The following is a 22,154-nucleotide window of genomic DNA, read 5'->3' as shown; positions in this document are numbered from 1 at the left end:
GTACCCGGGAACGTTCATTTCGCGTGGCGGTAGCTTCCCGCGAACCATCGGCGCACCGCTTCGGTGTGCAGGGGGAAGGCCAGCTCGGCGGGCTCGCGCAGGAGGTGCCAGCCGGTCGTTTCGTCAGTGGGTGCGGACGGCGGCAGGCCGGCGACGTCGCGTTCGGGGAGCAGTCCGAAGAGGAGAAGGTGGCCGGCCGCGGAGCTCAGCGCGTCGGCGAGACGTACCTGCTCCGCCGCGGCCTCGATCCCGGTCTCCTCGCCCAGTTCGCGTACGACGGCCTGCTGCCAGTCCTCCGCGTGGTCGATGAAACCGCCGGGCAGTGCGGTTCCGCCGAGCCGTGGCTCGATGGCACGGGTGATGACGACGAGTCCGCCGCCCTGTGCGTCGCGTACGGGCAGCAGGGCGACGGCGACGGGCAGAGGGTTGCGATAGGCCGTGTCGCCGCAGACGGCGCAGGTGCGGGGCCAGTCACCGGCCGGCCGGTACGGCGTTCCGCAGCTGGAGCAGTGGGAGTGCCTGACGGGCTTCTTCGTGGGTGCGGACACGGGCGGACTGTACCGGGTCGCCCTTCCCTCCCGGGTCGTCGAACTGGTAGACGAAGGGCCCATGACACGACTTGCTTCCGCGCTGCGCACCCTGGCCACTGCCGCCGTCGCTCTGCTCGCGGCCGCAGCCGCCCCGTCCACGGCGCAGGCCGGCCCCGAACCGAAGGCCCCCGGGGAGTTCGTGTCCCTGCGGTCCGTGGACCCGACGATCATCCAGGAGATGCGCTACACCACCGCGCACAATTTCGTGGGCGTGCCGGTGGACGGTTACCGCCAGCCGGTCTGCATCCTCACCAGGCCTGCCGCGAAGGCCCTGCACGAGGCGCAGACGAAGCTGCTGGGCCGCGGCTACTCCCTCAAGGTGTACGACTGCTACCGGCCGCAGCGGGCGGTCGACCACTTCGTGCGGTGGGCGAAGGACCTCGACGACGAGGCCATGAAGGAGGAGTTCTATCCCCATGTCGACAAGTCGCGGCTGTTCGCGGACGGTTACATCGCGGAGAAGTCCGGGCACAGCCGGGGCAGCACCGTCGACGTGACGATCGTGAGGCTCCCCGCGAAGGCCACCAGGCCGTACGTCCCCGGTGAAGAACTCGTCCCCTGCTACGCGCCCGAGGATGAGCGGTTCCCCGACAACTCGGTCGACATGGGGACTGGTTTTGACTGCTTCGACACGCTGTCCCACACCGAGGACCCTCGCGTCCAGGGCGCGCAGCGTGCCAACCGCAAGTTGCTGAAGGGACTGCTCGGTGAGCTGGGTTTCGTGAATCTCGCCGAGGAGTGGTGGCACTTCACGTACAAGCCGGAGCCGTTCCCGGACACCTACTTCGACTTCCCGGTCACCCGGCGGTCGGTCGCCGGGCACTGACACGTGGCCTCCTGACAGGGCGGGCGACCGGAGCCACCCCCGTGGGTCCCGGCCGTCCGCCCTGTTCTCTTCCTTCGGACGCGCTACAGCCGTATCCGGTTCTCCGCCGGGCCACTACCGTGCGCGTATGGAGCAGCGGACTTTTGATTCGTACGAGGAATTCTGGCCCTACTACGTCGCGATGCACTCCAGGGCCGCGACCCGGTGGGTCCATCTCACCGGCACCCTCACCGGCCTCGCGGTCAGCGCGTACGGCCTGGCGCGCGGCCGGAAACGGTATGCCGCCGCGCTGCCGCTCATCGGGTACGGCGCCGCCTGGCCCGCGCATTTCCTGATCGAGAAGAACAATCCGGCCACCTTCGGGCACCCTGTCTGGTCGCTGCGGGGCGACGTACAGATGATCCGGACGATGCTGGCGGGCCGCGACCGGGAGCTCGCGGAGACCGCCGCCAAGTGGCTCACGGAGAACCGCTGACGCCGGGGCCCGCCCTGCCGGCCGGTTCCGGGCGTGGCGTTCCCGGAAGCCGTTGCCGTCCATGACCTTGACGCTCCATCACCGCCGGTGAACACTTCCCGTTGTCAGTCGGCGTCGCCGTACGACGGCTCCCGGGAACGCGGAGAACGCGTCTGTTCCCGGGGTCCCCCTGGTGCGGTCCAGGGCCTCCCCCACGGGCGATTCCACCGGCTCGGCATGCTCGTCACGGACGCCGGACAGGGCACGGCAAGCCCTGTCCCCGGCTCACCAGCCATGGGAAACGCACCCTGCACTTCAGGACCGGGGCCCGGCCCCGGGCGAGGGCCTAGGAGCCGCCATGAGCAACGGGGACATCTTCGCCGGTGAGATCATCGCGACGGTCGGCCTGGTGCTGCCCGTCCTGGCGTTCGGGATGACCGAGGGGCTCGGGGAGTCCGGCACCCAGGTGCTGATCATGGCGCTCCTGGTCGTCGGCATCGGTCTCTCGCTCGGCGGCCCCACGGGGTACGCCATCAATCCGGCCCGCGACCTCGGACCGCGCATCGTCCACGCCGTGCTGCCGATCCCGAACAAGGGCACGTCCGACTGGGGATACGCCTGGGTGCCGGTGGCGGGGCCGCTGATCGGCGGGGCGCTGTCGGGCCTCGTCTGCAACGCAGCCTTCTGAGCACTGAGAGCTTTCAGCCGAGTTCGGACGAAGGGGACGTCATGACGGAACAAACCGGGCACGCCGAGAAGTACGTCGCCGCAATCGACCAGGGCACCACCTCCAGCCGCTGCATCGTCTTCGATCACAGGGGTGCGGTCGTCGCCGTCGACCAGCGTGAGCACCGCCAGATCTTCCCCAGGCCGGGGTGGGTGGAACACGACGCGACCGAGATCTGGTCCAAGGTGCAGGCCGTGGTGGCGGGCGCGCTCGCCAAGGCCGGCCTGCGCGCCGGGCAGCTCAGCGCGCTCGGCATCACCAACCAGCGGGAGACGACGGTGCTGTGGGACCGGGCAACGGGCAAGCCGGTGCACAACGCGATCGTCTGGCAGGACACGCGTACCGCCGCCCTCTGCCACGAACTGGGCGGCACGGACGGCCAGGACCGCTTCAGGCAAGCGACCGGACTGCCGCTCGCCAGCTATTTCTCCGGGCCCAAGGCGGCCTGGCTCCTCGACAACGTTCCCGGGCTGCGCACCCGCGCCGAGCGGGGCGACATCGCCTTCGGGACCATCGACTCGTGGCTGATCTGGAACCTCACCGGCGGCACGGACGGCGGCGTGCACGTCACGGACGTGACGAACGCCGGACGCACCATGCTGATGAACCTGCGAACGCTCCAGTGGGACCCGGCGATCCTCTCCGCGATGAACGTTCCCGAGGCCGTGCTGCCGGAGATCAGGTCGTCGGCCGAGGTGTACGGGACGGCCGTCGGGCAGCTCGCGGGTGTGCCGGTCGCCTCCGCGCTCGGTGACCAGCAGGCCGCTGTCTTCGGGCAGGCCTGTTACGACGTGGGAACAGCGAAGAACACGTACGGAACAGGAAGCTTCCTGCTTCTCAACACCGGTGGCCGGCCGGTTCCCTCGAAGAACGGTCTGCTCACCACCATGGGCTACAAGATCGGCGGCGAGGCGCCGGTCTACTGCCTGGAGGGATCGATCGCGATCACCGGGGCGCTGGTCCAGTGGTTCCGGGACCAGCTGGGGATCATCCGTTCCGCGGACGAGATAGAGACGCTCGCGGGAAGCGTCGACGACAACGGCGGGGCGTACATCGTGCCGGCCTTCTCGGGGCTGTACGCGCCCTACTGGCGCTCCGACGCACGCGGTGTGATCACCGGTCTCACCCGGTACGTCACCAGGGCACATCTGGCGCGGGCGGTCCTGGAGGCCACCAGCTGGCAGACCAGGGAGGTCGTCGACGCGATGTACCAGGACTCGGGCGTGGCGATCACGACGCTCAAGGTGGACGGCGGCATGACCGGGAACCGTCTGCTGATGCAGCACCAGGCCGATGTTCTGGGCGTTCCCGTCATCCGGCCGAAGGTCTCCGAGACGACGTGCCTGGGCGCGGCGTACGCCGCCGGGCTGGCGACCGGCGTCTGGTCGGACCTGGACGAGCTGAAGTCGCACTGGCGGCGCGACGTCGAATGGTCGCCGCGCATGGAGGCCCGGGAGCGCGACCGGGAATACCACAACTGGCGCAAAGCCGTGGAGCGGAGCTTCGGCTGGGACGAGGAGGGCGGCCAGGGCTGACAGAGCCGGCCCCGGGCCCCGTGACCGCCGCCCGCACCCCTGTCGGCGGGGGTACGGACCGCTCGGGGCCGCGTGGCACTACGGGCCGACGCTTCGGTTCGTTCCGCGGACCGCTCGGAGTCCGTTCCCGGGAAGGCTCAGGTCGTCGCGGTCTGCCGGCGGTCGGCGGAGCGGGCCAGCGCGTGCTCGACCACCGCGATGAGCACCTCCTTGACGGTCTCCCGGTCCCGCGCGTCGCACAGCAGCAGGGGCACGCCCTCGTCGAGATCGAGTGCCGTACGCACCGTCTCCGCCGGATAACGGGCGGCGCCGTCGAAGCAGTTGACGGCAACGGCGAAGGGGATGCCCCGGCGCTCGAAGTAATCGATGCCGGCGAAACAGTCCTCCAGCCGGCGGGTGTCGGCGAGCACGACCGCGCCGAGCGCCCCCTGTGCCAGCTCGTCCCAGAGGAACCAGAAACGGTCCTGGCCGGGCGTACCGAAGAGGTAGAGCACCAGGTCCTCGCGGAGCGTGATCCTGCCGAAGTCCATGGCCACCGTGGTGGTTTTCTTGCTCTCGACGCCTGCGGTGTCGTCGACGGGGCGGCCCGCTTCGGTGAGCGCCTCCTCGGTGCGCAGCGGCCTGATCTCGCTGACCGCGCCCACCAGGGTGGTCTTGCCCACCCCGAAGCCACCCGCGACAAGGATTTTGAGCGTCACCGGTTCGACCGGTCGCTTCTTGCGGCTAGAGCGCCCGAAGACCATTGATTACCTCGCGAAGGATGCTCTCGTCCGGCAGCTCCGCCGGCGGTACGGGTCGGGTCACGTGTACCAGCTCGTCCTCGACGAGGTCGCCGACGAGGACTCTGACCACCCCCACGGGGAGGTCGAGGCCCGCGGCGAGCTCGGCGATCGACTGCGGCGTCTCACTGCAGAGTTCGACGATCTCGACGTGCTCGGGAGCGAGCGTCTGGTCGCGCCCGGGATCGTCGGCCGCGGGCTCGGGGACGACGAGCGCGATCAGGTCGAGCCGGTGCCGGCTCGCACTGCTCGTACGGCCACGCGTCATCGCGTACGGGCGCACCACCGGGCCCGCGTCGTCGTCGAACCAGTGCGGCGGTCCCTGCTGGCCTGCTTCGCTCATGTCAGCCCGCTCACCCTCCGGCGGGCAGACCGGAGCGGGGCGCGGTCGTCAGGTGGGCGCCGACCCGCTTGACCATCAGCGTCATCTCGTACGCGACCTGGCCGACGTCGGAGTCGGAGTCCGACAGGACGGCGAGGCAGCTGCCGTCGCCCGCGGCGGTGACGAAGAGGAAGGCGTCGTCCAGCTCCACCACCGTCTGCCGGACACGGCCCGCGTCGAAGTGACGGCCGACGCCCTTGGCGAGGCTGTGGAAGCCGGAGGCGACGGCGGCGAGGTGTTCGCCGTCCTCGCGTGTCAGGTCCTTGGAGGCACCGGTGGGGAGCCCGTCGCTGGAGAGCACCAGGGCCTTGCGGATGCTGCCGACGCGGTCGACGAGTTCGTCGAGGAGCCAGTTGAGCTCCCCGGAGCCCCGCCCCGTGGTGGTGTGTGCTGTGGCGTTCGGTGCGGTCATCGACCGTCCCTCTCTGGTGTCGTTCCTGGTGCTGTCTCGCCCGGGCCGGGTTCGTCCTCGGCGTTCTGCCGACGGCCGCGCTGCCAGCCGCGTTGGAGCGAAGCCATCCGGCTGCGCACTTCCTCCGCTTCGCGCTCGGCCTGCTGCTCGGTGACCGGTGCGTCGTTCGCGGGTTCGGTGCGGTCGGCGGCCTCGCGCAGCTGCGGGGCGAGGCTGGCCTGACGGACGCGGCGGGGCAGTCCGCCCGGCGGGGGGCCCGGATCCCCGCCCTCGGAGGAGGGTTCCCGTGCGGGCGGTGTGGTGGGCGTGGCGGGGCTCTGGTCGCGTCCGCCGACACGGCGGCCGTGATCGGCGACGAGGGTCGGGGCCTTACGGCGGGGCAGCGGAACGGGGGCTCCGGGGCGCGCGCTTTCGCCGTTCCCGGGAACGTGGTCAAAGGCCTGCTGGTGCTGTTCGCCGGCGGCTTCCCGGGAACGGTCGCGGAAGCGTTCCCCGGAACGACCGCGGAAGCGTTCCCCGGAGCCTTCCCGGGGGCGGAACAGACCGCCGCGCTCGCTCTCCGTGTCCTCGATGTCGGTGACGCCCTCGAACGAGGCCTCTTCGAGGCCCAGCGCCCCCAGAGGCGGCTCGAGTTCGACCGGGCCGTCCAGTATCGCCTGAGCGGCGAGCTCGGCGGGCAGCCGCGAGAGCGTCGTCAGGGACTTGCGGCGTCCGCTGCCCCCCGCCGCTCCGGTCCCCGCCTCCCCGGCGGAGTGCTTGCGGTCGAGCCGGAAGCCGGTGCCGTTCGTCTCGGGCGCGTCCGTGAGCAGGGCTGCCGGAACGAAGACGACCGCGGTGGTTCCGCCGTACGGCGACTGCTGGAGCGAGACCCGGACGTTCTGGCGCTGGGCGAGCCGGCTGACCACGAAGAGGCCGAGCCGGTCGGTGTCCGACAGCTCGAACTCGGGGGTCTCGGCGAGCCGCAGATTGGCGTCGAGGAGGGCTTCGGGCGTCATGCCGAGGCCACGGTCGTGGATTTCGAGGATGAAGCCGTTGGCGACCCGCTCGCCGTGCACCTGCACCGCGGTGTGCGGGGGCGAGAACACCGTGGCGTTCTCCAGGAGTTCGGCGATCAGGTGGGTGAGGTCGGCGACCGCCGGGCCGCCGACACCGATGCGCGCCAGCCTGCGTACCTCGATGCGCTCGTAGTCCTCGACCTCGGCGACGGCGGCCCGTACGACGTCCATGAGCTGGACGGGCTTGCGCCACTGGCGGGAGGGAGCCGCGCCCGAGAGGATGACCAGGCCCTCCGCGTGGCGGCGCATGCGGGTGGTGAGGTGGTCGAGGCGGAAGAGGTCGGCGAGCTCGTCGGTGTCCTCGGTGCGGCGTTCCATGGTGTCGAGGAGCGTGAGCTGGCGGTGGAGCAGAACCTGGTTGCGGCGGGCCAGGTTGACGAAGACCTCGGAAACGCCGCGCCGCATGTCGGCCTGCTTGACGGCCGATTCGACGGCCGCGCGCTGAAGCGTGTTGAGGGCCTGGCCGACCTGGCCGATCTCGTCCTTGTCGTACTCCAGGCGCGGCACCTCGGTCTCCACGTCGACCTCCTCGCCGGCGGCGAGTCTGCGCATGACGCTGGGCAGCCGTACGCCGGAGACCTCGTGGGCCTCCCTGCGGAGACGGGAGAGGTCGCGGACGAGGCTGCGGCCGATCCGTACGGACAGGACCAGCGAAACGACCAGGGCGGCGAAGCCGAGCACGCCGGCGGCGCCCGCTCTGACGAAGACACCGAGAGCGACCGGGTCGACACGGTCCTGGTAACGGTCGCCCGCGTCCTCGCCCTCGCGGGCGAGGTGGTCGAGTACGCCGGTCGCGGTCTCGTTCCAGCTCTTCGCGGTGACGGCGCGCGGGCTCTTGGTGGCGCCCTCGGTGACGAGGTGTTCTTCGGTGGCACGGAGGGGCTCGGTGGCCGGGCTGTCCCAGTAGTCCGCGAAGGCCTCGCGCTCGGTCGCGGGGAGGAGTTCGAGATTGACGTCGTACAGCAGCTCGCGGTTGGCGGCCAGGGCCGAGATCTCGCGCAGCTCGGGCGGATCGAACCGGCCGGCGACGAGGCCGGAGGCGATGAGGGCGTCCTCGCGGGAGAGCATCTCGTGCGCGCGGGCGACGCCGACCAGGGCACGGCCCTGCTTGTCCAGCTCCACGTCTTCGAGGACGTGGAGGGCGGTGAGGAAGGAGTGGCAGGGGTCGACGAGCCGGTTGTAGCGGTCGAGTGCCTCGCGTCTGGTGACGGTGCTGTTCTCGACGGAGCGGCGCAGCGTTTCGATGTCCGCGAAGGCTTTGAGCAGGGAAGTCAGGCGTTTGGACGCCGAGGGCCGCATGCCGTCGCGTACCCCGGGGTCCTGTGCCCGGTCCCTGATCTTCGCGACGGCCTCGTCGGTGGTCTCGCGCTCACGGCGGAGGGCGGCGAGGGCGTCGGAGGCCCGGGGGTCCGCCAGATAGATCAGCGTCTGGCGCCGTTCCTGCCGGATCACCTCGACCGCGTCCTCGACGGGATGGCCCACCTGCTCGACGGTGTGGGCCACATCCAGCATGTGACCGGCCTCGCGACCGGTGATCACGGTGGCGAATCCCCAGAGCGAGGTGAGGGACACGAGCGGCACCAGCAGCAACGCCACGATCTTCCTGCGGATGGACTTCCCGCGAAAGCGCATGGCCTCCCCCAGCTCGACCCCTGCCGGGCAGGGGTGGTGTTCCGTCAATAAACGGCGTGAGCCTACTACTGACACTCGCGCAACTCGAAGGAACGTCCGGGCGATTTTCGGCCGCGCAAAGGCGAGTTGATCGCGAGTTTTCATGCGATTCCGGGAGTCGGCAGGCGCCGTTGTGGCGAAGGACACGTGCACGTACGCCTCTCACCCCGTTGGGGCAGATGGCTGGAATTCTATGGTCCGTGGGAATCTTCGAGGTCTGCCATTCGTCCTGCTGTACGAGGAGCGGACCGGATGAGGCCGTAGTACCTGCCACATTCGGTCCGGGGGGCGGCGTAAAGGGGCGCAAGGCGGGCAGCCACTCGTGAAAGCGCGCGTCGCGCGCCCGAGTTGAGTGCACGCCAGGCGCGGTGGTGGGGAGTGGAAGTTCGATGGATACGGAAGAGCGCCGTACGGCGTCTGCGGCGCCCGTGACGGTCGAGGCCGCCGGGGATTTCCCGGAGCCCGAGGCGGCCGGGGTCCAGCGGCAGTTGTGGGTGGACGAGCCGGCGGTACGGCCGCGGCTGCCCGATCCGGTCCGTACGGCCGCCGTCCGCTCCGTCCTCATCACGTCCCTGACGCTGATCCAGGCGATGGTGGCCTACCTGTGCACGCTGGCGGGATCGTGGCTGGCCTTTCCGATGGTGCTGAGCAGCGTGGGCAGCACAGTGGTCGCCACCTGGGGCGTTCTGGACGTGTGGGTCACCCGGCAGGTGTGGAACCAGCGCCACGGCGTGGTGTCGGTCCCGAGCAGTACGGCGCGCCGGCTGCGGCGCGAGCGGCGGAAAGCCCGCCGGGCGGCCCGCAGGTCCGCCCGGACACGGCAACAGGAGGAGCGGACCCGGCGGGGGACGGGCCGGCTCTCCCAGGCCTGAGACCTGGACGGGCCTGGACGGGCCTGCACGGACCACAGCCCTGGAGACCTGGGCCCCGGACATGCCCGGAACCGCCCGGGGACGGGCCTGCGCCGCGCCCGCCCGTCCCTCGCAGACGTCGCCGCTACTCGGCCCGCTCCGGCGTGCGCTTGAACATCCGCGTCGCCGTGATCTCGCCGTGCACCGTCTCACCGTCCGGATCCTGCTGCGGCAGGCCCGGCCTCAAGTGCTCCTCCACGCTGATGTACTTCAGCCCCGCCCTGAGGTCGGCGTCGTTGCGCAACCGGATGACCAGCGGGAACTCGGCGAGCGCGGTCGTGTCGAACAGTCCGGTCGTGTAGAGCAGCTGGACGCCGAGGGCGTCGGACACCGCCCGCTGGAGCTCCAGCAGGTAGGTGGCGTTGGCGCGGCCGATGGGATTGTCGAGGAACAGCGTCCCCGCGTGCCGGTGCTTGTCGCGGCCCCGGTCGTTGCTGCGCAGTGCGGCCATCGTGCAGTACAGCGCGATCGCGGCCGTCAGCAGCTGGCCACCCGAGAAGACGTCGCCCATCTGCCCGACCGGCACCCGCTCGGCGCGCAGCACGGCGTCCGGCTTGAGGATCTCGACCGAGACGCCCTTCGGCTGGAGCGCGGCCTGAACGCCCCGCAGCAGGAGTGACATTCCGTCCCGGCGCAGGTCCGAGTTCTTCTTGACGGCCGCGCTGGTCGCCTCGTCGATGACCTCACCGAGCCGCTCGACGAGCGTCACCTGGTCGGGCTCCTCGAAGCGGATCCGCAGGAACTCCTGGCCGGACCACTCGCCGAGGCCTTCCGGCAGCTGGGAGAGGCGCTGGGCCGAGCGGAGCGTCGCCAGGGCCGACTCCACGAGGCCCCGGAGCCGGTCGACGATGCTGTCGCGGTTGCGCTCCAGCTGCTCCAGCTCGTCGGTCAGTACGCGCAGCCGGGGCGCGAACGCCGCCGCCCACGCGGCGGCGTGCTCGGGCAGCGCGGCGGCCGGCAGCTCGCGGATCTGCTGGCGCGCGGGGGTGCGTACCTGTTCGTACCGCGTGGAGTTGGCATGCCGTACAAGTACGTCGCTCGCCTCGCGCACCGAGGCCTCGGCGGCGGACAGATCGGTCGAGCAGCCGCGCAGCGAACGGCGGGACTCGGCGGCGGACTGCCGGGCCTCCTCCAGACTGCCCGGGTAGGGGTCGGGCCCCTCGGCGGCCTCGTCCTCCTGGTGGTAGTCCCTGAGCAGGTCGCGCAGCAGCGCCGCCGTCTCGTCGAAACCGCCCGCCGCGTCCTCGGCCGCGCGGTGTGCCCGCAGCAGCTCGGCGTGGGCCGCGCGGGCCGAGTCCAGGGCGTCGGTGCGGGAGGCGAGTTCGGAGGTGGCGGTGCGCAGGAGCGCCTGCGCGTGCTCCGCGTCGGCGGGCACGAGGCCGTCGGGCAGTTCGGTGTGCGCCGTGCCGTCCTCGGGGGCGAGGCGCTCGGCCTCGCCGCGGAGCCTGCCGAGCTGCTCGCTCGCGGCGGACGCCCTCGACTCCAGCATCTGCACGAGGGATTCGGCGCGGGCGACGGCGGCCTGGCGGGAGGGGCCGTCGGCGCCGTCCGTGCCCTCCAGCATCAGGGCGGCCCTGGTGCGGACCTTGTTGGAGAGCCGGTTGAGCTCGGCGAGGGCGGCGCTCTCCTCGCTCTCCGCCCTGGCCTGCTCGGCGCGCAGATCGGCGCCGACCCCGACCTTCTCGTACAGCTGGGACGCGGCACGGTACGCCTCGCGCAGTGCGGGCAGCGCGATGCGCGGTGCGTCCTGGTCCGGCTCCGGCAGCGTCTCGGGAACGCCGGCGATCTCGGCCCGCTCGGCGCGCAGCGTGCGCGCGGTCCTGTGGGCGTCGTCGGCGGCGCGCTGGGCGGCGCGGCGGTCCTCGTCGGCCGCCTTGGCGCGCTCCAGGCAGACCGCGGCCCTGGCCTCCAGCTCCGCGGCCTCCTCGGTCAGCTCGCGCACCTTGACCAGCCAGCCGGCGCGCTCCCGCAGGCGGTAGGCGAGGCCCGCGAGGGCGTCGGCGACGCGGCGGGCACGCTGGGCGGCGTCCTGCCGCTCGTCCCTGACGCGCGCGGCCTCGGCCGCGGCCTCGTCGGCCTCGGCGCGGACCGTACGGGCCTCGGCGAGCGCCGCTTCGGCGGTCTCGGCCGCTTCGCCCGCCCTCCTGGCCGCCTCCGCCAGCTCGGCGAGCATCCCGGGCGGGCAGTCGGCGCGCCAGGAACCGAGGCGGGCCGCGAGCGTACGGTCACCGGTCAGCCGGGCGGCGAGCCCGCGGATCTCCTCGTCGCGGGCGGTCGCCCTGGCCCGCAGCGCCTGGCGCTCCTCGTCGGCCGCGTGTTCGTCGTGCATCGCCGGGTTCGGCGGTACGAGGAAGACGTCGGCGCGGCCCGACGGGGCGGCGCCGGGCGCGGGTACGGGCGCCAGGAGCGCGGCGGCGGTTCCGACGGCGACCGCCGAGCGGGGCAGCAGCGCGGCGCCGGCGAGGGTTTCGCGGGCCCTGACGTGCGCGTCGGGGTCGGTGATGACGACGCCGTCGACCAGCTCGGGCCGGGCGGCGAGCACGGCGGCGTGGTCGGCGGGGTCGACGGCCTGCGCGAGGTAGCGCCAGCCCGGCAGGGCGGGGATGCCGTGCTCGCCGAGGAACTCGACGGTGGCCAGGACGTCGGGGCCGGGGGGCAGCAGCCCTCCGTCGCCGAGTGCCCCGAGGATGCGCGCGTCGTCGGCGGCGGCGGTACGCAGTTCGAAGAGCTGCCGCTCGGCGGAGGTGATGCTCTGGTCGAGCAGAGCGAGAAGGTCCTCGGCGTTGCGGTCCAGCTCCTCGACCGTGAGCGGGCCCTCGGCGGCGCGTCGGGGGGCGTGGACGGACTGGAGCTGCGCGGATCCGGACGCGGAGGTGGTGAACCGGCCGAACGCGTCCGTGCGGGCACCGGCGCCACCGTCCGTCGGGCCCGCTGTGCCGTCGGCGGCTGCGGGGGCCGTGCCGTCCGGACCTGCCGACTCGGTGGTGGCGGTGCCGTCCGGCGATGTTCCGGCCGTGCCTCGGCGGGGCTGCGGTACGGCGGCGGCCACATGGGGCGCCGGCAGGCTGAGCAGCTCCGCCAGGCGGTCTTCCGCCGCCAGCGACTGCGCCGCGCGGCGCTCCGCTTCGTACGCGTGCTCCGCGCCCTGTGCGGCGTCCGCCGCGCGGGCCGCCGCCAGTTCGGCGCGGGACTCGGCGCCGGCGGCCTCCTTCGCCTGCTCCCCCGTCGCCCGGGCGGCTTCACGGGCCGTGTCCCAGGCGGCGACCGCCGCCTTCTCCGCGTCGGTGGCGGCCAGCGCCGCCCGCGCCGGGTCGGCGTCCGGGGCCGTGTCGTCGAGCCAGCCGACACGTACCGCTTCGGCCGTCTCCTGTTCGACCTCGGTGAGGCGCTGGCGCAGGTGCCCGGCCTCGCTGCGGGCGCGCTGCGCCTGGGTGGCGGCCGTGGTGGCGTCGCGGTGCGCCGCCTCACCCGCCTCCTGGAGGGCGGCCGAGCGCTCTTCCTCCTCGGCGGCCACGCGTTCACCGTCCTCGGCCGCCGCGTGCAGGGCCCGTACGAGCTCGCCCGCGGCCGTGGCACGGGCCGCCAGCGCCGGGGCGGCGTCCCGCTCGGCCTCGCGGATGGCGACGGCCACGCGCGCGGAGCGGTCCGCGGCGGCGCGGTGGCGCAGTACGGCCTCGGCGGCCTGCCAGGCGGCGTGCAGCGTACGGGCGTCGGCCAGCTCGCGGCGCTGCGCGCCTGCCGCCTTCTCCGCGGCGGTGAGAGCCAGCGAGGCGTGCCGGTAGGCCAGCTCGCTGGCGATGAGGGAGCTGCGGCTGCGGGCCTGCTCGGCCTCGGTGACGGTGTGCGCGGCGGCGGTGACCTGCTGGGCGAGCTCGGCGGTCCGGCCGCGCTCCTCGGCGGCGCGCGCGGAGAGCCTCCGGGCGAGCGTACGGGTCCTTCGCTCGGCTCCCGCGTGGACGTCGCGGGCGCGCACGCGCGTCTCGGCCGCCTCGACGATGCGTCCGAGCAGATCGACGGAGCCCGCCGTGAAGTCCCGCTCGGCAGTGAGCTCGGCCCGGCGGCCCAGCTTGTTGCCGAAGCCGTGGACGAGGTCGGCGAGGCCGTCGGTGTCCCTGGTGTCGGTGACGGCGCGCAGCAGCAGGTCGGTGAAGTCGGAGTCCTTCTTGACCGCGAAGAGACCGGCCGCCTCGCCCTCGTCCGCGTTCATCTCGCGCTGGTAGCGGAAGAGCTCGGGATCGAGGCCGAGGTCCCCGAGGTGCTCGTTCCAGCGGTCGTGGATCTCTTCCCAGTGGACGTCGAGGTGCGGGTACACCTTGCCCGCTTCGGTGATCGCGTCACGGAAGCCCTTCATGGTGCGGCGGCGGCCCTTCGCGCCCGAGGCGCCCTCGCCGGGCGTGCGGACGGCGGTGGACTCGGCGACCGGCAGCGAGTCGAGGCTGAGCCCGGGGCCGGGGCGGAAGGAGTACCAGGCCTCCGCGAACTTCCGCGGGTCGTTGGACACCTGCCGCCCGCGCCACTCGCTCACCTTGCCGACGACCACGCACTCACCGGTGAGCGTGTGCTGCCACTCCAGTGCCACGTGCCCGCAGTCGTCGGCGAGCAGGAACTTGCGCAGCACGCCGGAACTCGCGCCGCCGAGCGTATTGCGGTGGCCCGGCAGCATCACCGAGAAGATCAGCTTGAGCAGGACGGATTTGCCTCCGCCGTTCTCCAGGAAGAGCACGCCGGCGGGCGCGGGTCTGCGCGGCGGGCCGACGGGGTCCTCTTCGAAGAACTCCGCCTGGGTGGGGGCGGGGTGGGGGACGGGCTTGCCGACTCCGCGCAGGTCAAGCACGGTGTCGGCGTAGCGCGCACCGGCGGGCCCGATGGAGTAGAGGCGGACCCGGGACAACTCGTACATGGCGGCGGACTCTCGTCGTAAGTCGTGAAGCGGCAGGTGTGCGGTGGCCGGCCGGAGACCGGCCGGGAACCGGCTGGGTCAGGCGTGGAAGGGCAGGCCGGCCTCGGCGGTCAGTTCGAGGTCGTCGGCGTCCGGCGGCGGCACGAGCGTCGCGCTGCCGTCGGTCACCGGCACCACGCCCAGTTCCAGCAGCTCGGCCATGGCGGCGCTGCCCGCCATGTCACGGACCTGCAACTGGTAGCGGGCGGTGGTGCGGTACGCCCCTCCGGCGTCGTCACCCGTGCGCTGCAGGAAGCCGGAATCGGTGAGGAAGGCGACGGCCTTGCCGACGATGCCGGTGGTGGAACCGGCCAGCCGCCGCGCGTCCTTGGTGGCGCCGGTCGCGCTGCGACGGGCGTATATCCGCCAGGCCGCTTCGAGGCCGGGGGCCTCGGTGGCCGGGTCGGTGTTCTCGCCCTGGGCGTCGGCGCGGTCCTCGAGACGGCGGCATGCCTGCCGTACGAAGGCGTCGACGCCGTTGACCGTGATGCGGCCGATGTAGTTGTCGTCGGCGAGGTCTTCGGGGCGAGGGAACGCCAGCGCGGCGACAGCCAGGTGGGCGAGGCCGTGCAGGAACCGGTCGGCGGAGTCGGCGGAGGCACGCCGGGCGTAGTCGCCCATGCGTACGGCGAAGACGGAGTCCTCTCCGGCGGAGACCGCCATGCCGGCGCGCGTGGAGACTTCGAGGACGACGAGCCCGAGCCCGGTCGCGACGGCGTCGGCCAGCCGGGCGAAGGCGGGTTCCTCGCGGTAGCGGCGGAGGAGGTCGGCGTACTCGATGTCGCGGGCGGGCAGCAGCTTGGGCTGCAGCCCGAAGGACACGAGCCGGGCGGCGTCGGCGGCGTCGGCGGGCGTGACCGCGCCGTTCGCGGCGGGTGCGTTCGCGACGGGCGGGGGAGGCGAGGGAGCGGTCGTAAACGTCTCGGCCGGCTCGGCGGCGGTGGCCGCGCCGGCTGCGCCACCGACGGGCCGCTCCCTCCACGCGTCGGTGTGCTCTGCGTGGTGGTCACTCACGGCTGCTGCTCCTCGGTACGGAAGTTCTCGGTTTCGGGTACGGACGGGGTGGCGCGCCCGGCGTCCGGGGTGCCCGGACTCGCGGCAGCGACGGCACGGCCACCCGGCGGCGCCTGCCGGTGCGGCGCGTGATCAGTGGCGTGGGCCGCCGCCGCCGGGCCGGTGGCGGAGGAAGAGGCCGGCTGCGGGCGGACCGGGGGCGGCGGAGCCGGGGCGGCGGCCTTGTCCGGAGCGGTCCCGCGCCTCGTGTTCATGCCGTCTCCTTGCGGTCCGCGGTCATCCCGGCCGCGTCCAGCAGGGCCATGCCCACGATCAGGTCGGCGCCGCCGAACTCCGGGTCGTCGAGCTCGGTGCCGTCGTCCACGGCGAACAGCAGCCGTTCCTCGCCCTGCCGGTACGCGGTGCCGACCGGCGGGCTCGCCGCGTGGACCGCGAGCAGCGCGACGAGGTACGGGAGCTCGGGGTCGCGGCGCCGGGCGTCCGCCAGCAGCCCGGACAGCCTGCGCGGTGCGTCGTGCGGCAGGTCGAGCAGCTCCATCGCGCTCGCCAGCTGCTCCTCGCTGAACCGGCTGTCGTCGGGGGTGGCGATCAGGTCGGGCTCGGGCATCTCCGCGCCCAGGTGCTCCCGCTCCGCCGGCGGCGTCAGCAGTATGTCGACCAGGTCCCCGACGCGTACGGCCACGGGCGTGCGCAGCCCGGTGCCGCGCGCGAAGAAGGCGTCGGTGACCCGGATCGCCTGCTCGACCGGCAGCGGCAGCAGCGGGGCGACCAGCTGGCCGTACAGATCGAGTCCCGAGCGGGCCGTGGGCGTGGCGAAGGCCTGGCGGTCCTGCTCGGCGCGGAACAGCGGTCCCGCTTCCAGCAGCCGGGACTGCAGCTGCGTGTGCCTGCGGATGCAGTCCTTGACGATGTCGACGAGCTCGGCCGCGCGCCGCTTGTTCTCCGGGCCCTCGGCCTCGTCGCGCGCCTTGCGGATGTTGGTGAGAATCGCGTTCTCGTGCCGGTAGCGGTCGGCCACGTGGTCGAGCGCCTCGGCGATCATGTCGGGCACGGAGTTGAGCCAGTCGACGGCGCGCACATTGCGCCGGGTGGCCTCCAGCGTCCTGCGCAGCGTCTCGGCGTACTGCACGGTCCGGTAGCGGGCCTGCTCGGCGGCGAGCTGGGCGTCGGCGAGCCGGCCCCGGGTGATCAGGACTTCGAGCTTGACCTCGGCGGCGATCTGCGCGCTGGTGACATCCGTGTCCAGGGCGCCGACGAGGACGTTGACCGCCTCGTCGGTGGTCCGCAGGTAGACACTGCCGCCGTGTCCGGGGACCTCCTCGAGGAGCTTGAAGTCGTAGTCCCTGCGCACGTAGGCGCCGTCCGGGCCGAACGTTCCGTAGACCGCGCGGAAGCCGCGGTCCACGCTTCCCACGTTGATCAGGTTCTCCAGGACCCAGCGGGCGACGCGTTCGTGCTCGGCGAGCGGGCGGTGCGGGGCCTGGGCAGCGACGCGCGGGAGCAGTCTGGCCACTATCTGCTCATGGTCGGCGCCCGTGTCGAAGTCCATGTTGAGGGTGACCAGATCGATCGCGGCGAGGGCGACTTCCGCCATCGCGTAGACCGAGTACTCGCCTGCGAGGTTCGCCTTGCGGACGTCGAGATCATGGAGCGGCGCCGTGCAGGCGAGCGCGCGGAGCCGCCGCGCGAGCCCCTCGTCGGCGGCCGGGCCCTGTGCGGGCCGCGGCCCCGCGCTGAGCTGGGGCGGAACCAATTCCGTCGATGCAGGCGAAGTCACGTGGCCCAGATTAGGTCCTCGCACTGACACCGGTCGAAACGGCGCAGAAGCGACCCCTCGGGACGGGCCGGAGCAGGGGGTCCGGCAGGCGCTCAGGCCCCCCAGTCCCCGGCTTCCATGTGGCGCGCGTACACCTCGGCGAGCTGGGTGCGCGAGTCGTCGAGATAGCCGGCGAGCAGTCGTTCACCGGCCGCGTTGTCGCCCGTCCGCAGGCATTCCAGAATCTGCCGGTTCCGTACGAGATAGGGCTCGTGCAGCCGGCGCGGATCTGCCACCACGTGGAAGGCGAGGCGCAGTTCCGCCAGGACGCTGCGCATCAGCTCGTCGGTGCGCGGGCTGCCGGCGAGGGCGACGAGTTCGCGGTGGAAGTGGATGTTGGCCGTCGACACCCCCTTCCACTCCCCTCGGCGGGCCGCCCGCTCACCGTCGGTGACGGCCTTGTCGAGGCCGCCGAGGGGGAAAGGAGGTGCGCCCAGGCCGCGGACGACGGCGCATTCGATCAGCAGTCTGGTGCGGTAGATGTCCTCGACGTCCTCGACGGCGAGGACCCGGACGAAGACGCCGCGGTTGAGCTGGTGGACGAGCAGCCGCTCATGGGTCAGCAGCCGGAACGCCTCGCGCAGGGTGTTGCGCGAGACGCCGAGCGCCTTGCCGATGCTGTCCTCCGAAAGGCGCTCCCCCGGCGGGAAATAGCCCTCGGCGATACGGGTGCGGAGGATGTCCGCGACTCGCTCCGCCGTGCTGGTGCGGCCCAGCAGGGGGCGGTCGTCAGCCAGCCCTCCGGCCTCGGACTCCGTCGTGCTCACAGCGCCCTCTCCCTCGGTTCCCGCGAACCGGCCGCTCCCGGTGGCGTCCGGTGTCCATCGTAGAAGCAAGAACGAGCCGACATGACTCTTGTCGGATCGTTCAACAATCCCCTACCTTGACGACACCGCACGGTCTCAGCGCACTCCTCCCTCCTCCCCTCCTGCGAGGTGCAGATGAGTACCACCCAGGCACAGCCGGAGCAGAACGAACTCCCTGACGACAACGGAGCGTTCGCCTGGCTGCGCGCCCTCGGGCCGCGCGGCCGCCGCGCGTTCGGCGGAGCGTTCGGCGGATACGCCCTCGACTCCTACGACTTCTTCACGCTGCCCCTGAGCATGGTCGCGATCTCCGCGTACTTCAGTCTCAGCACCGGGCAGACCGGCCTGCTCACGACCGTCACCCTGGTCGTCTCCGCGATCGGCGGCGCCATCGCCGGCATCGCAGCCGACCGCATAGGCCGGGTGAAGGCGCTGATGATCACAGTGATCACCTACGCCCTGTTCACCGTCCTGTGCGGGTTCGCCCCCAACTACGAGACGCTGCTGGTCTTCCGCGCCCTCCAGGGCCTCGGTTTCGGCGGCGAGTGGGCGGTCGGCGCGATCCTGGTCGCCGAGTACTCCTCCGCCAGGCACCGCGGCCGTACGCTCGGCGCCATCCAGAGTTCCTGGGCGGTCGGCTGGGCGCTCGCGGTCATCGTCTGCACGCTGGTGTTCCAGTACCTGGACCCGGACACGGCCTGGCGCGTGATGTTCTGGACCGGCGCGCTTCCCGCGCTCCTGGTGGTCTACGTACGCCGCCACGTCAGCGACGCGCCGGAAGCGGCCGAACGGCGTCTCGCGAGCAGCCACAAGGGATCGTTCACGGCGATCTTCAAGAAGGACCTGCTGCGCACCACGCTTTTCGGCGTGCTCCTGTCCACCGGCGTCCAGGGCGGCTACTACACCCTCGCCACCTGGGTGCCCACCTACCTCAAGACGGAACGGGGCCTCACCGTCGTGGGCACCGGCGGTTACCTGACGTTCCTGATCTCGGGTGCGTTCATCGGTTACCTCACCGGCGGATATCTCACCGACAGGCTGGGCCGCAAGAAGAACATCGCGCTCTTCGCGTTCCTCTCCGCCGCCTGCATCCTCGCCTACACCAACATCCCGGCCGGGGCGAACAACGTGGTGCTCGTCCTGGGCTTCCCGCTGGGGTTCTGCATGTCGGCCATCTTCAGCGGCTTCGGCTCGTTCCTCAGTGAGCTCTATCCGACGGCGGTTCGCGGGACCGGCCAGGGGTTCACGTACAACACGGGCCGTGCCGTGGGTGCGTTCTTCCCGACCCTCGTCGGCTTCCTGGCGGGCAGCTGGGGCGTCGGGGGTGCTCTCATCTTCGGTGCCATCGGTTACGGACTCGCCGTAGTGGCGTTGTTCGGGCTTCCCGAGACGCGCGGGAAGGAACTCCGGTGAACGTCGCCGCGACGGCCAGGAGCCCCCGGGAAGCACGCGCCCTGTTCCGCACAGGGGCCGGCGCGACGACCGCGGGCCGGGCGCCCGGGTACGCGCAGGCCAACCTCCTCCCGGTGCCCGCGGACCGGGCGTACGAGGTGCTGCTCTTCTGCCGGCGCAACCCGAAGCCCTGTCCCGTGCTCGACGTCACCGGAGCCGGCTCCTGGACCACTCTGCTGGCACCCGGCGCCGATCTGCGCACCGACCTGCCCGGGTACCGGGTCCGGCGGGACGGTGAACTCGTCGGCGATCCGGCCGGTCTCGGCATCATGGACCTCGGGCGGCCGGACTTCGGCGACCCCGTGGAAGCACAGCCCGGTGACGTTCCGGTGTTCCGGGCCTGCGGAGTGACGCGGCAGGCGGCCGTGACGGCCTCACGGCCGCCCTTCGCGATCACCCACGCACCGGGCCGGATGTTCATCACCGACGCCCGCGACGAGCAGTTCCGTGTGGCCTGACCAGGAGACGGATCCGTACATGACCTCGGCATCGATCGATCTCAACGCCGACCTCGGGGAGGGTTTCGGGCGCTGGCGGCTGACCGACGACGACCAGCTGCTGTCCGTCGTCACCAGTGCCAACGTCGCCTGCGGCTTCCACGCCGGTGACGCGGCGACCATGCGCCGCGTCTGCGACCTCGCGGCCGAGCGGGGAGTACGGATCGGCGCGCAGGTCTCGTACCGCGATCTGGCAGGCTTCGGACGGCGCTCCATGGACGTCCCCGCGGACGAACTCGCCGCCGAAGTCGCCTACCAGATAGGCGCGCTGGAAGTGTTCGCGCGAGCGGCGGGTTCACGCGTCTCGTACGTCAAACCGCACGGAGCGCTCTACAACCGTGTGGTGCGCGACGAGGAGCAGGCCACCGCCGTCGTCGACGGTGTACTGCTCGCGGGCGGACAGCTGCCCGTTCTCGGACTGCCGGGGTCGCGGTTCCTCGGCATCGCCTCTCAGGCCGGTCTGCCGGTCGTCGCCGAGGCGTTCGCGGACCGCGCGTACACGGCGGAAGGGACGCTCGTTCCGCGCGGGCAGGAGGGCGCCGTCGTCACCGACGAGGTGACGGTCGTCGAACGCTCCCTCTCCATGGCCCGGTCCGGCGTCGTCACCTCGCACTGCGGCAGGCCGGTCGGCGTGCGGGCCCGCTCACTGTGCCTGCACGGGGACACCCCGGGCGCCGTCGGCCTCGCCCGCCGCGTACGGGAGCGCCTGGAGGGCGCGGGCGTCCGTGTGGAGGCCTTCGCATGAGGGCCATGAGTGCCATGAGGGCCATGAGGGCGCTGCCGGCCGGCGACCGTGCCCTGCTGGTCGAACTCGGCAGCGGCGAGGAGGCGGAGGCGTTCCACGCCGAACTGCTGCGCCGCCGCGCGCAGGGCATGCTCCCCGCCGTGCGGGAGATCGTGCCGGCGGCGCGCACCGTGCTGCTCGACGGCCTCGACGATCCCGGGGACTTCGCGCGGCGGCTGGCCGGCTGGGAGATCCCGCCGCTCGCGCCGGGCGCCGGGGGCACGGTCGAGATCCCGGTGCGTTACGACGGCCCCGACCTCGCGGCGGTGGCCGGGCTGTGGGGCGTACCGGAAGACGAGGTGGGGCGGATTCACGCGGCGACCGTGTTCCGGGTGGCGTTCTGCGGGTTCGCGCCCGGGTTCGGCTATCTGACCGGCCTCGACGAGCGGTACGCCGTACCGCGCAGGGGCACGCCGCGCACGGCGGTCCCGGCGGGCGCCGTCGCGCTGGCCGGCGCGTACACGGGGGTCTATCCGCGTGCCTCCCCCGGTGGCTGGCAGCTCATCGGCTCGACGGAGGCAGTGCTGTGGGATCACACCCGGACGCCCGCCGCGCTGCTCACGCCGGGCACCCGGGTGCGCTTCGTACCGGAGGAGCTGTGACGGACCGGGCTTTCGCGGTCGTACGGGCCGGGGCGCTGACCTCCGTACAGGACCTGGGGCGGCCCGGTCACGCCCATCTGGGAGTGCCGCTCTCGGGCGCGCTGGACCGGCCGGCGGGCGCTCTCGCGAACCGGTTGGCCGGCAATCCGCCGGAGGCGGCTCTCCTGGAGACGACGCTCGACGGGTGCGCGGTACGGCCGCGTTGCGCGGTCACCGTGGCGGTCACGGGTGCGCCGTGCCCCGTCACCGTGGACGGGCGCCCCGCCGCCTGGGGCGCACCGGTGCGCGTGGCGGCGGGAGCCGTACTGGAGCTCGGGCGTGCGGTGCGCGGCGTACGGAGCTATCTCGCGTTCGCCGGCGGGGTCGCCGCCGAGCCCGTGCTGGGCAGCCGTTCCACCGATCTGCTGTCGGGGCTCGGCCCCGCGCCGCTGGCCGACGGTGCGGTGCTGCCGCTGGGAGACGTATCGGGGCCGCCGGTGTACGCCGATGCCGTGCCCTGGCAGGGCCCTCCGGAGGAACTGGTGCTGCGGGCCGGCCCCGGTCCCCGTACGGACTGGTTCACCGGGCGGGCGCTGCGCACCCTGGCCACGGCGGTCTACCGCGTCTCCTCCGCGAGCAACCGCATCGGACTGCGCACCGACGGCCCGCCCCTGGAGCGCGCCGTGGCCGGTGAACTGCCGAGTGAGGGCATGGTGCTCGGCGCGGTGCAGGTGCCGCCCGACGGGCGCCCCGTGGTGTTCCTGGCCGATCACCCCACCACGGGCGGCTACCCGGTGGTCGCCGTCGTCGAAGAACAGGACCTGGCCGCGGCCGCGCAGGCCGCGCCCGGCACGCCCGTCCGCTTCGTCCGGGCCGGCCGGCGCTGAGGGCCCGCAAGAAAGCTCTCAGGCGTCCTCAGCCCT

At 72.5% G+C, this 22,154-nt stretch carries 19 protein-coding genes and 1 pseudogene; 10 read left to right on the top strand and 10 right to left on the bottom strand.

Translation table 11 applies throughout. The annotated features are described in order from the left end of the window. Nucleotides 1-14: 14 nt before the first annotated feature. On the bottom strand, nucleotides 15-611 hold the full coding sequence (locus ACWD0Y_RS13415; protein ID WP_450260479.1) for an NUDIX domain-containing protein: 597 nt from the start codon (nucleotides 609-611) through the stop codon (nucleotides 15-17). On the opposite strand from ACWD0Y_RS13415, the gene ACWD0Y_RS13410 reads away from it, so the two are divergent. From ACWD0Y_RS13410 to glpK, 4 genes and pseudogenes are all read left to right on the top strand, one after another. After that, nucleotides 610-1,416 carry a M15 family metallopeptidase gene (locus ACWD0Y_RS13410; RefSeq protein ID WP_450260478.1) on the top strand — a complete coding sequence of 269 codons (807 nt, stop codon included), beginning with the start codon at nucleotides 610-612 and terminating at the stop codon, nucleotides 1,414-1,416. The genes ACWD0Y_RS13415 and ACWD0Y_RS13410 overlap by 2 nt on opposite strands. A 127-nt stretch (nucleotides 1,417-1,543) precedes the next feature. Next, on the top strand, nucleotides 1,544-1,891 hold the full coding sequence (locus ACWD0Y_RS13405) for an Mpo1-like protein (RefSeq protein WP_450260477.1): 348 nt from the start codon (nucleotides 1,544-1,546) through the stop codon (nucleotides 1,889-1,891). Nucleotides 1,892-2,186: 295 nt separating this feature from the next. Continuing rightward, nucleotides 2,187-2,558, top strand: a pseudogene (locus tag ACWD0Y_RS13400) (MIP/aquaporin family protein); the annotation flags it as partial. 41 nt (nucleotides 2,559-2,599) lie between these two features. After that, nucleotides 2,600-4,132: a glycerol kinase GlpK gene (gene glpK, locus ACWD0Y_RS13395; RefSeq protein ID WP_450260476.1), complete on the top strand. Its 1,533-nt coding sequence runs from the start codon at nucleotides 2,600-2,602 to the stop codon at nucleotides 4,130-4,132. A 137-nt stretch (nucleotides 4,133-4,269) separates the two neighbouring features. Here the strand turns inward: glpK and ACWD0Y_RS13390 are convergent, their stop codons facing one another. The 4 genes from ACWD0Y_RS13390 to ACWD0Y_RS13375 are packed head-to-tail and all read right to left on the bottom strand — an operon-like array spanning nucleotide 4,270 to nucleotide 8,392. Beyond that, a complete protein-coding gene (locus ACWD0Y_RS13390; protein WP_450260475.1) occupies nucleotides 4,270-4,875 on the bottom strand; it encodes a GTP-binding protein in 606 nt (201 codons plus the stop codon). Continuing rightward, the gene (locus tag ACWD0Y_RS13385) at nucleotides 4,856-5,254 is read right to left on the bottom strand and encodes a DUF742 domain-containing protein (RefSeq protein ID WP_450260474.1); all 399 of its coding nucleotides are present in this window, start codon (nucleotides 5,252-5,254) and stop codon (nucleotides 4,856-4,858) included. The genes ACWD0Y_RS13390 and ACWD0Y_RS13385 overlap by 20 nt, the downstream gene beginning before the upstream one ends. A 10-nt stretch (nucleotides 5,255-5,264) precedes the next feature. Then, nucleotides 5,265-5,705 (bottom strand): roadblock/LC7 domain-containing protein, encoded by a 441-nt coding sequence (locus ACWD0Y_RS13380; protein WP_450260473.1) that lies wholly within the window; start codon nucleotides 5,703-5,705, stop codon nucleotides 5,265-5,267. After that, nucleotides 5,702-8,392 carry a sensor histidine kinase gene (locus tag ACWD0Y_RS13375; protein WP_450260472.1) on the bottom strand — a complete coding sequence of 897 codons (2,691 nt, stop codon included), beginning with the start codon at nucleotides 8,390-8,392 and terminating at the stop codon, nucleotides 5,702-5,704. Before ACWD0Y_RS13375 ends, ACWD0Y_RS13380 begins: the two co-directional genes overlap by 4 nt. Before the next feature lie 428 nt (nucleotides 8,393-8,820). Here ACWD0Y_RS13375 and ACWD0Y_RS13370 point away from each other — a divergent pair, with 428 nt between their 5' ends. Beyond that, nucleotides 8,821-9,303, top strand: a complete 483-nt coding sequence (locus ACWD0Y_RS13370; protein WP_450260471.1) for a hypothetical protein — start codon at nucleotides 8,821-8,823, stop codon at nucleotides 9,301-9,303. A gap of 124 nt (nucleotides 9,304-9,427) precedes the next feature. On the opposite strand, the gene ACWD0Y_RS13365 is transcribed toward ACWD0Y_RS13370, so the two are convergent. The 5 genes from ACWD0Y_RS13365 to ACWD0Y_RS13345 all read right to left on the bottom strand — a co-directional run bounded on the left by ACWD0Y_RS13365 (nucleotide 9,428) and on the right by ACWD0Y_RS13345 (nucleotide 17,878). Then, nucleotides 9,428-14,242 carry a hypothetical protein gene (locus ACWD0Y_RS13365; protein WP_450260470.1) on the bottom strand — a complete coding sequence of 1,605 codons (4,815 nt, stop codon included), beginning with the start codon at nucleotides 14,240-14,242 and terminating at the stop codon, nucleotides 9,428-9,430. A 78-nt stretch (nucleotides 14,243-14,320) separates the two neighbouring features. After that, nucleotides 14,321-15,295, bottom strand: a complete 975-nt coding sequence (locus ACWD0Y_RS13360) for a hypothetical protein (protein ID WP_450260469.1) — start codon at nucleotides 15,293-15,295, stop codon at nucleotides 14,321-14,323. Then, nucleotides 15,292-15,549 (bottom strand): hypothetical protein, encoded by a 258-nt coding sequence (locus ACWD0Y_RS13355; RefSeq protein ID WP_450260468.1) that lies wholly within the window; start codon nucleotides 15,547-15,549, stop codon nucleotides 15,292-15,294. The genes ACWD0Y_RS13360 and ACWD0Y_RS13355 overlap by 4 nt, the downstream gene beginning before the upstream one ends. Beyond that, the gene (locus ACWD0Y_RS13350) at nucleotides 15,546-17,072 is read right to left on the bottom strand and encodes a hypothetical protein (protein WP_450260467.1); all 1,527 of its coding nucleotides are present in this window, start codon (nucleotides 17,070-17,072) and stop codon (nucleotides 15,546-15,548) included. The genes ACWD0Y_RS13355 and ACWD0Y_RS13350 overlap by 4 nt, the downstream gene beginning before the upstream one ends. Nucleotides 17,073-17,164: 92 nt before the next feature. Beyond that, nucleotides 17,165-17,878, bottom strand: a complete 714-nt coding sequence (locus ACWD0Y_RS13345) for a GntR family transcriptional regulator (protein WP_450260466.1) — start codon at nucleotides 17,876-17,878, stop codon at nucleotides 17,165-17,167. Nucleotides 17,879-18,052: 174 nt separating this feature from the next. Between ACWD0Y_RS13345 and ACWD0Y_RS13340 the strand changes: the two genes are divergently transcribed. The 5 genes from ACWD0Y_RS13340 to ACWD0Y_RS13320 are packed head-to-tail and all read left to right on the top strand — an operon-like array spanning nucleotide 18,053 to nucleotide 22,118. Continuing rightward, on the top strand, nucleotides 18,053-19,330 hold the full coding sequence (locus ACWD0Y_RS13340; RefSeq protein ID WP_450260465.1) for an MFS transporter: 1,278 nt from the start codon (nucleotides 18,053-18,055) through the stop codon (nucleotides 19,328-19,330). Beyond that, entirely contained in the window at nucleotides 19,327-19,827 is a 501-nt protein-coding gene (locus tag ACWD0Y_RS13335) for a D-glutamate cyclase family protein (RefSeq protein ID WP_450260464.1), read from the top strand. The genes ACWD0Y_RS13340 and ACWD0Y_RS13335 overlap by 4 nt, the downstream gene beginning before the upstream one ends. Nucleotides 19,828-19,846: 19 nt before the next feature. Next, nucleotides 19,847-20,611 carry a LamB/YcsF family protein gene (locus tag ACWD0Y_RS13330; RefSeq protein ID WP_450260463.1) on the top strand — a complete coding sequence of 255 codons (765 nt, stop codon included), beginning with the start codon at nucleotides 19,847-19,849 and terminating at the stop codon, nucleotides 20,609-20,611. A 23-nt stretch (nucleotides 20,612-20,634) separates the two neighbouring features. Next, nucleotides 20,635-21,252, top strand: coding sequence for a 5-oxoprolinase subunit B family protein (locus ACWD0Y_RS13325; protein ID WP_450260487.1), 618 nt, complete (start codon nucleotides 20,635-20,637; stop codon nucleotides 21,250-21,252). Next, nucleotides 21,249-22,118, top strand: coding sequence for a 5-oxoprolinase subunit C family protein (locus ACWD0Y_RS13320; RefSeq protein ID WP_450260462.1), 870 nt, complete (start codon nucleotides 21,249-21,251; stop codon nucleotides 22,116-22,118). Before ACWD0Y_RS13325 ends, ACWD0Y_RS13320 begins: the two co-directional genes overlap by 4 nt. Nucleotides 22,119-22,154 lie beyond the last annotated feature (36 nt).

This window comes from Streptomyces altiplanensis, assembly GCF_053591575.1.
The sequence above is the reverse complement of the archived record's forward strand: the minus strand, read 5'-3'. Positions and strand labels throughout refer to the sequence as shown.

What these genes read in the sequence shown, in the direction of transcription:
- ACWD0Y_RS13365 (WP_450260470.1), bottom strand. Translation starts at nt 14,242, where the DNA reads ATGTACGAGTTGTCCCGGGTCCGCCTCTACTCCATCGGGCCCGCCGGT.
- ACWD0Y_RS13415 (WP_450260479.1), bottom strand. Translation starts at nt 611, where the DNA reads ATGGGCCCTTCGTCTACCAGTTCGACGACCCGGGAGGGAAGGGCGACC.
- ACWD0Y_RS13325 (WP_450260487.1), top strand. Translation starts at nt 20,635, where the DNA reads ATGAGGGCGCTGCCGGCCGGCGACCGTGCCCTGCTGGTCGAACTCGGC.
- ACWD0Y_RS13375 (WP_450260472.1), bottom strand. Translation starts at nt 8,392, where the DNA reads ATGCGCTTTCGCGGGAAGTCCATCCGCAGGAAGATCGTGGCGTTGCTG.
- ACWD0Y_RS13340 (WP_450260465.1), top strand. Translation starts at nt 18,053, where the DNA reads ATGAGTACCACCCAGGCACAGCCGGAGCAGAACGAACTCCCTGACGAC.
- ACWD0Y_RS13390 (WP_450260475.1), bottom strand. Translation starts at nt 4,875, where the DNA reads ATGGTCTTCGGGCGCTCTAGCCGCAAGAAGCGACCGGTCGAACCGGTG.
- ACWD0Y_RS13410 (WP_450260478.1), top strand. Translation starts at nt 610, where the DNA reads ATGACACGACTTGCTTCCGCGCTGCGCACCCTGGCCACTGCCGCCGTC.
- ACWD0Y_RS13330 (WP_450260463.1), top strand. Translation starts at nt 19,847, where the DNA reads ATGACCTCGGCATCGATCGATCTCAACGCCGACCTCGGGGAGGGTTTC.
- ACWD0Y_RS13405 (WP_450260477.1), top strand. Translation starts at nt 1,544, where the DNA reads ATGGAGCAGCGGACTTTTGATTCGTACGAGGAATTCTGGCCCTACTAC.
- ACWD0Y_RS13385 (WP_450260474.1), bottom strand. Translation starts at nt 5,254, where the DNA reads ATGAGCGAAGCAGGCCAGCAGGGACCGCCGCACTGGTTCGACGACGAC.
- glpK (WP_450260476.1), top strand. Translation starts at nt 2,600, where the DNA reads ATGACGGAACAAACCGGGCACGCCGAGAAGTACGTCGCCGCAATCGAC.
- ACWD0Y_RS13370 (WP_450260471.1), top strand. Translation starts at nt 8,821, where the DNA reads ATGGATACGGAAGAGCGCCGTACGGCGTCTGCGGCGCCCGTGACGGTC.
- ACWD0Y_RS13355 (WP_450260468.1), bottom strand. Translation starts at nt 15,549, where the DNA reads ATGAACACGAGGCGCGGGACCGCTCCGGACAAGGCCGCCGCCCCGGCT.
- ACWD0Y_RS13380 (WP_450260473.1), bottom strand. Translation starts at nt 5,705, where the DNA reads ATGACCGCACCGAACGCCACAGCACACACCACCACGGGGCGGGGCTCC.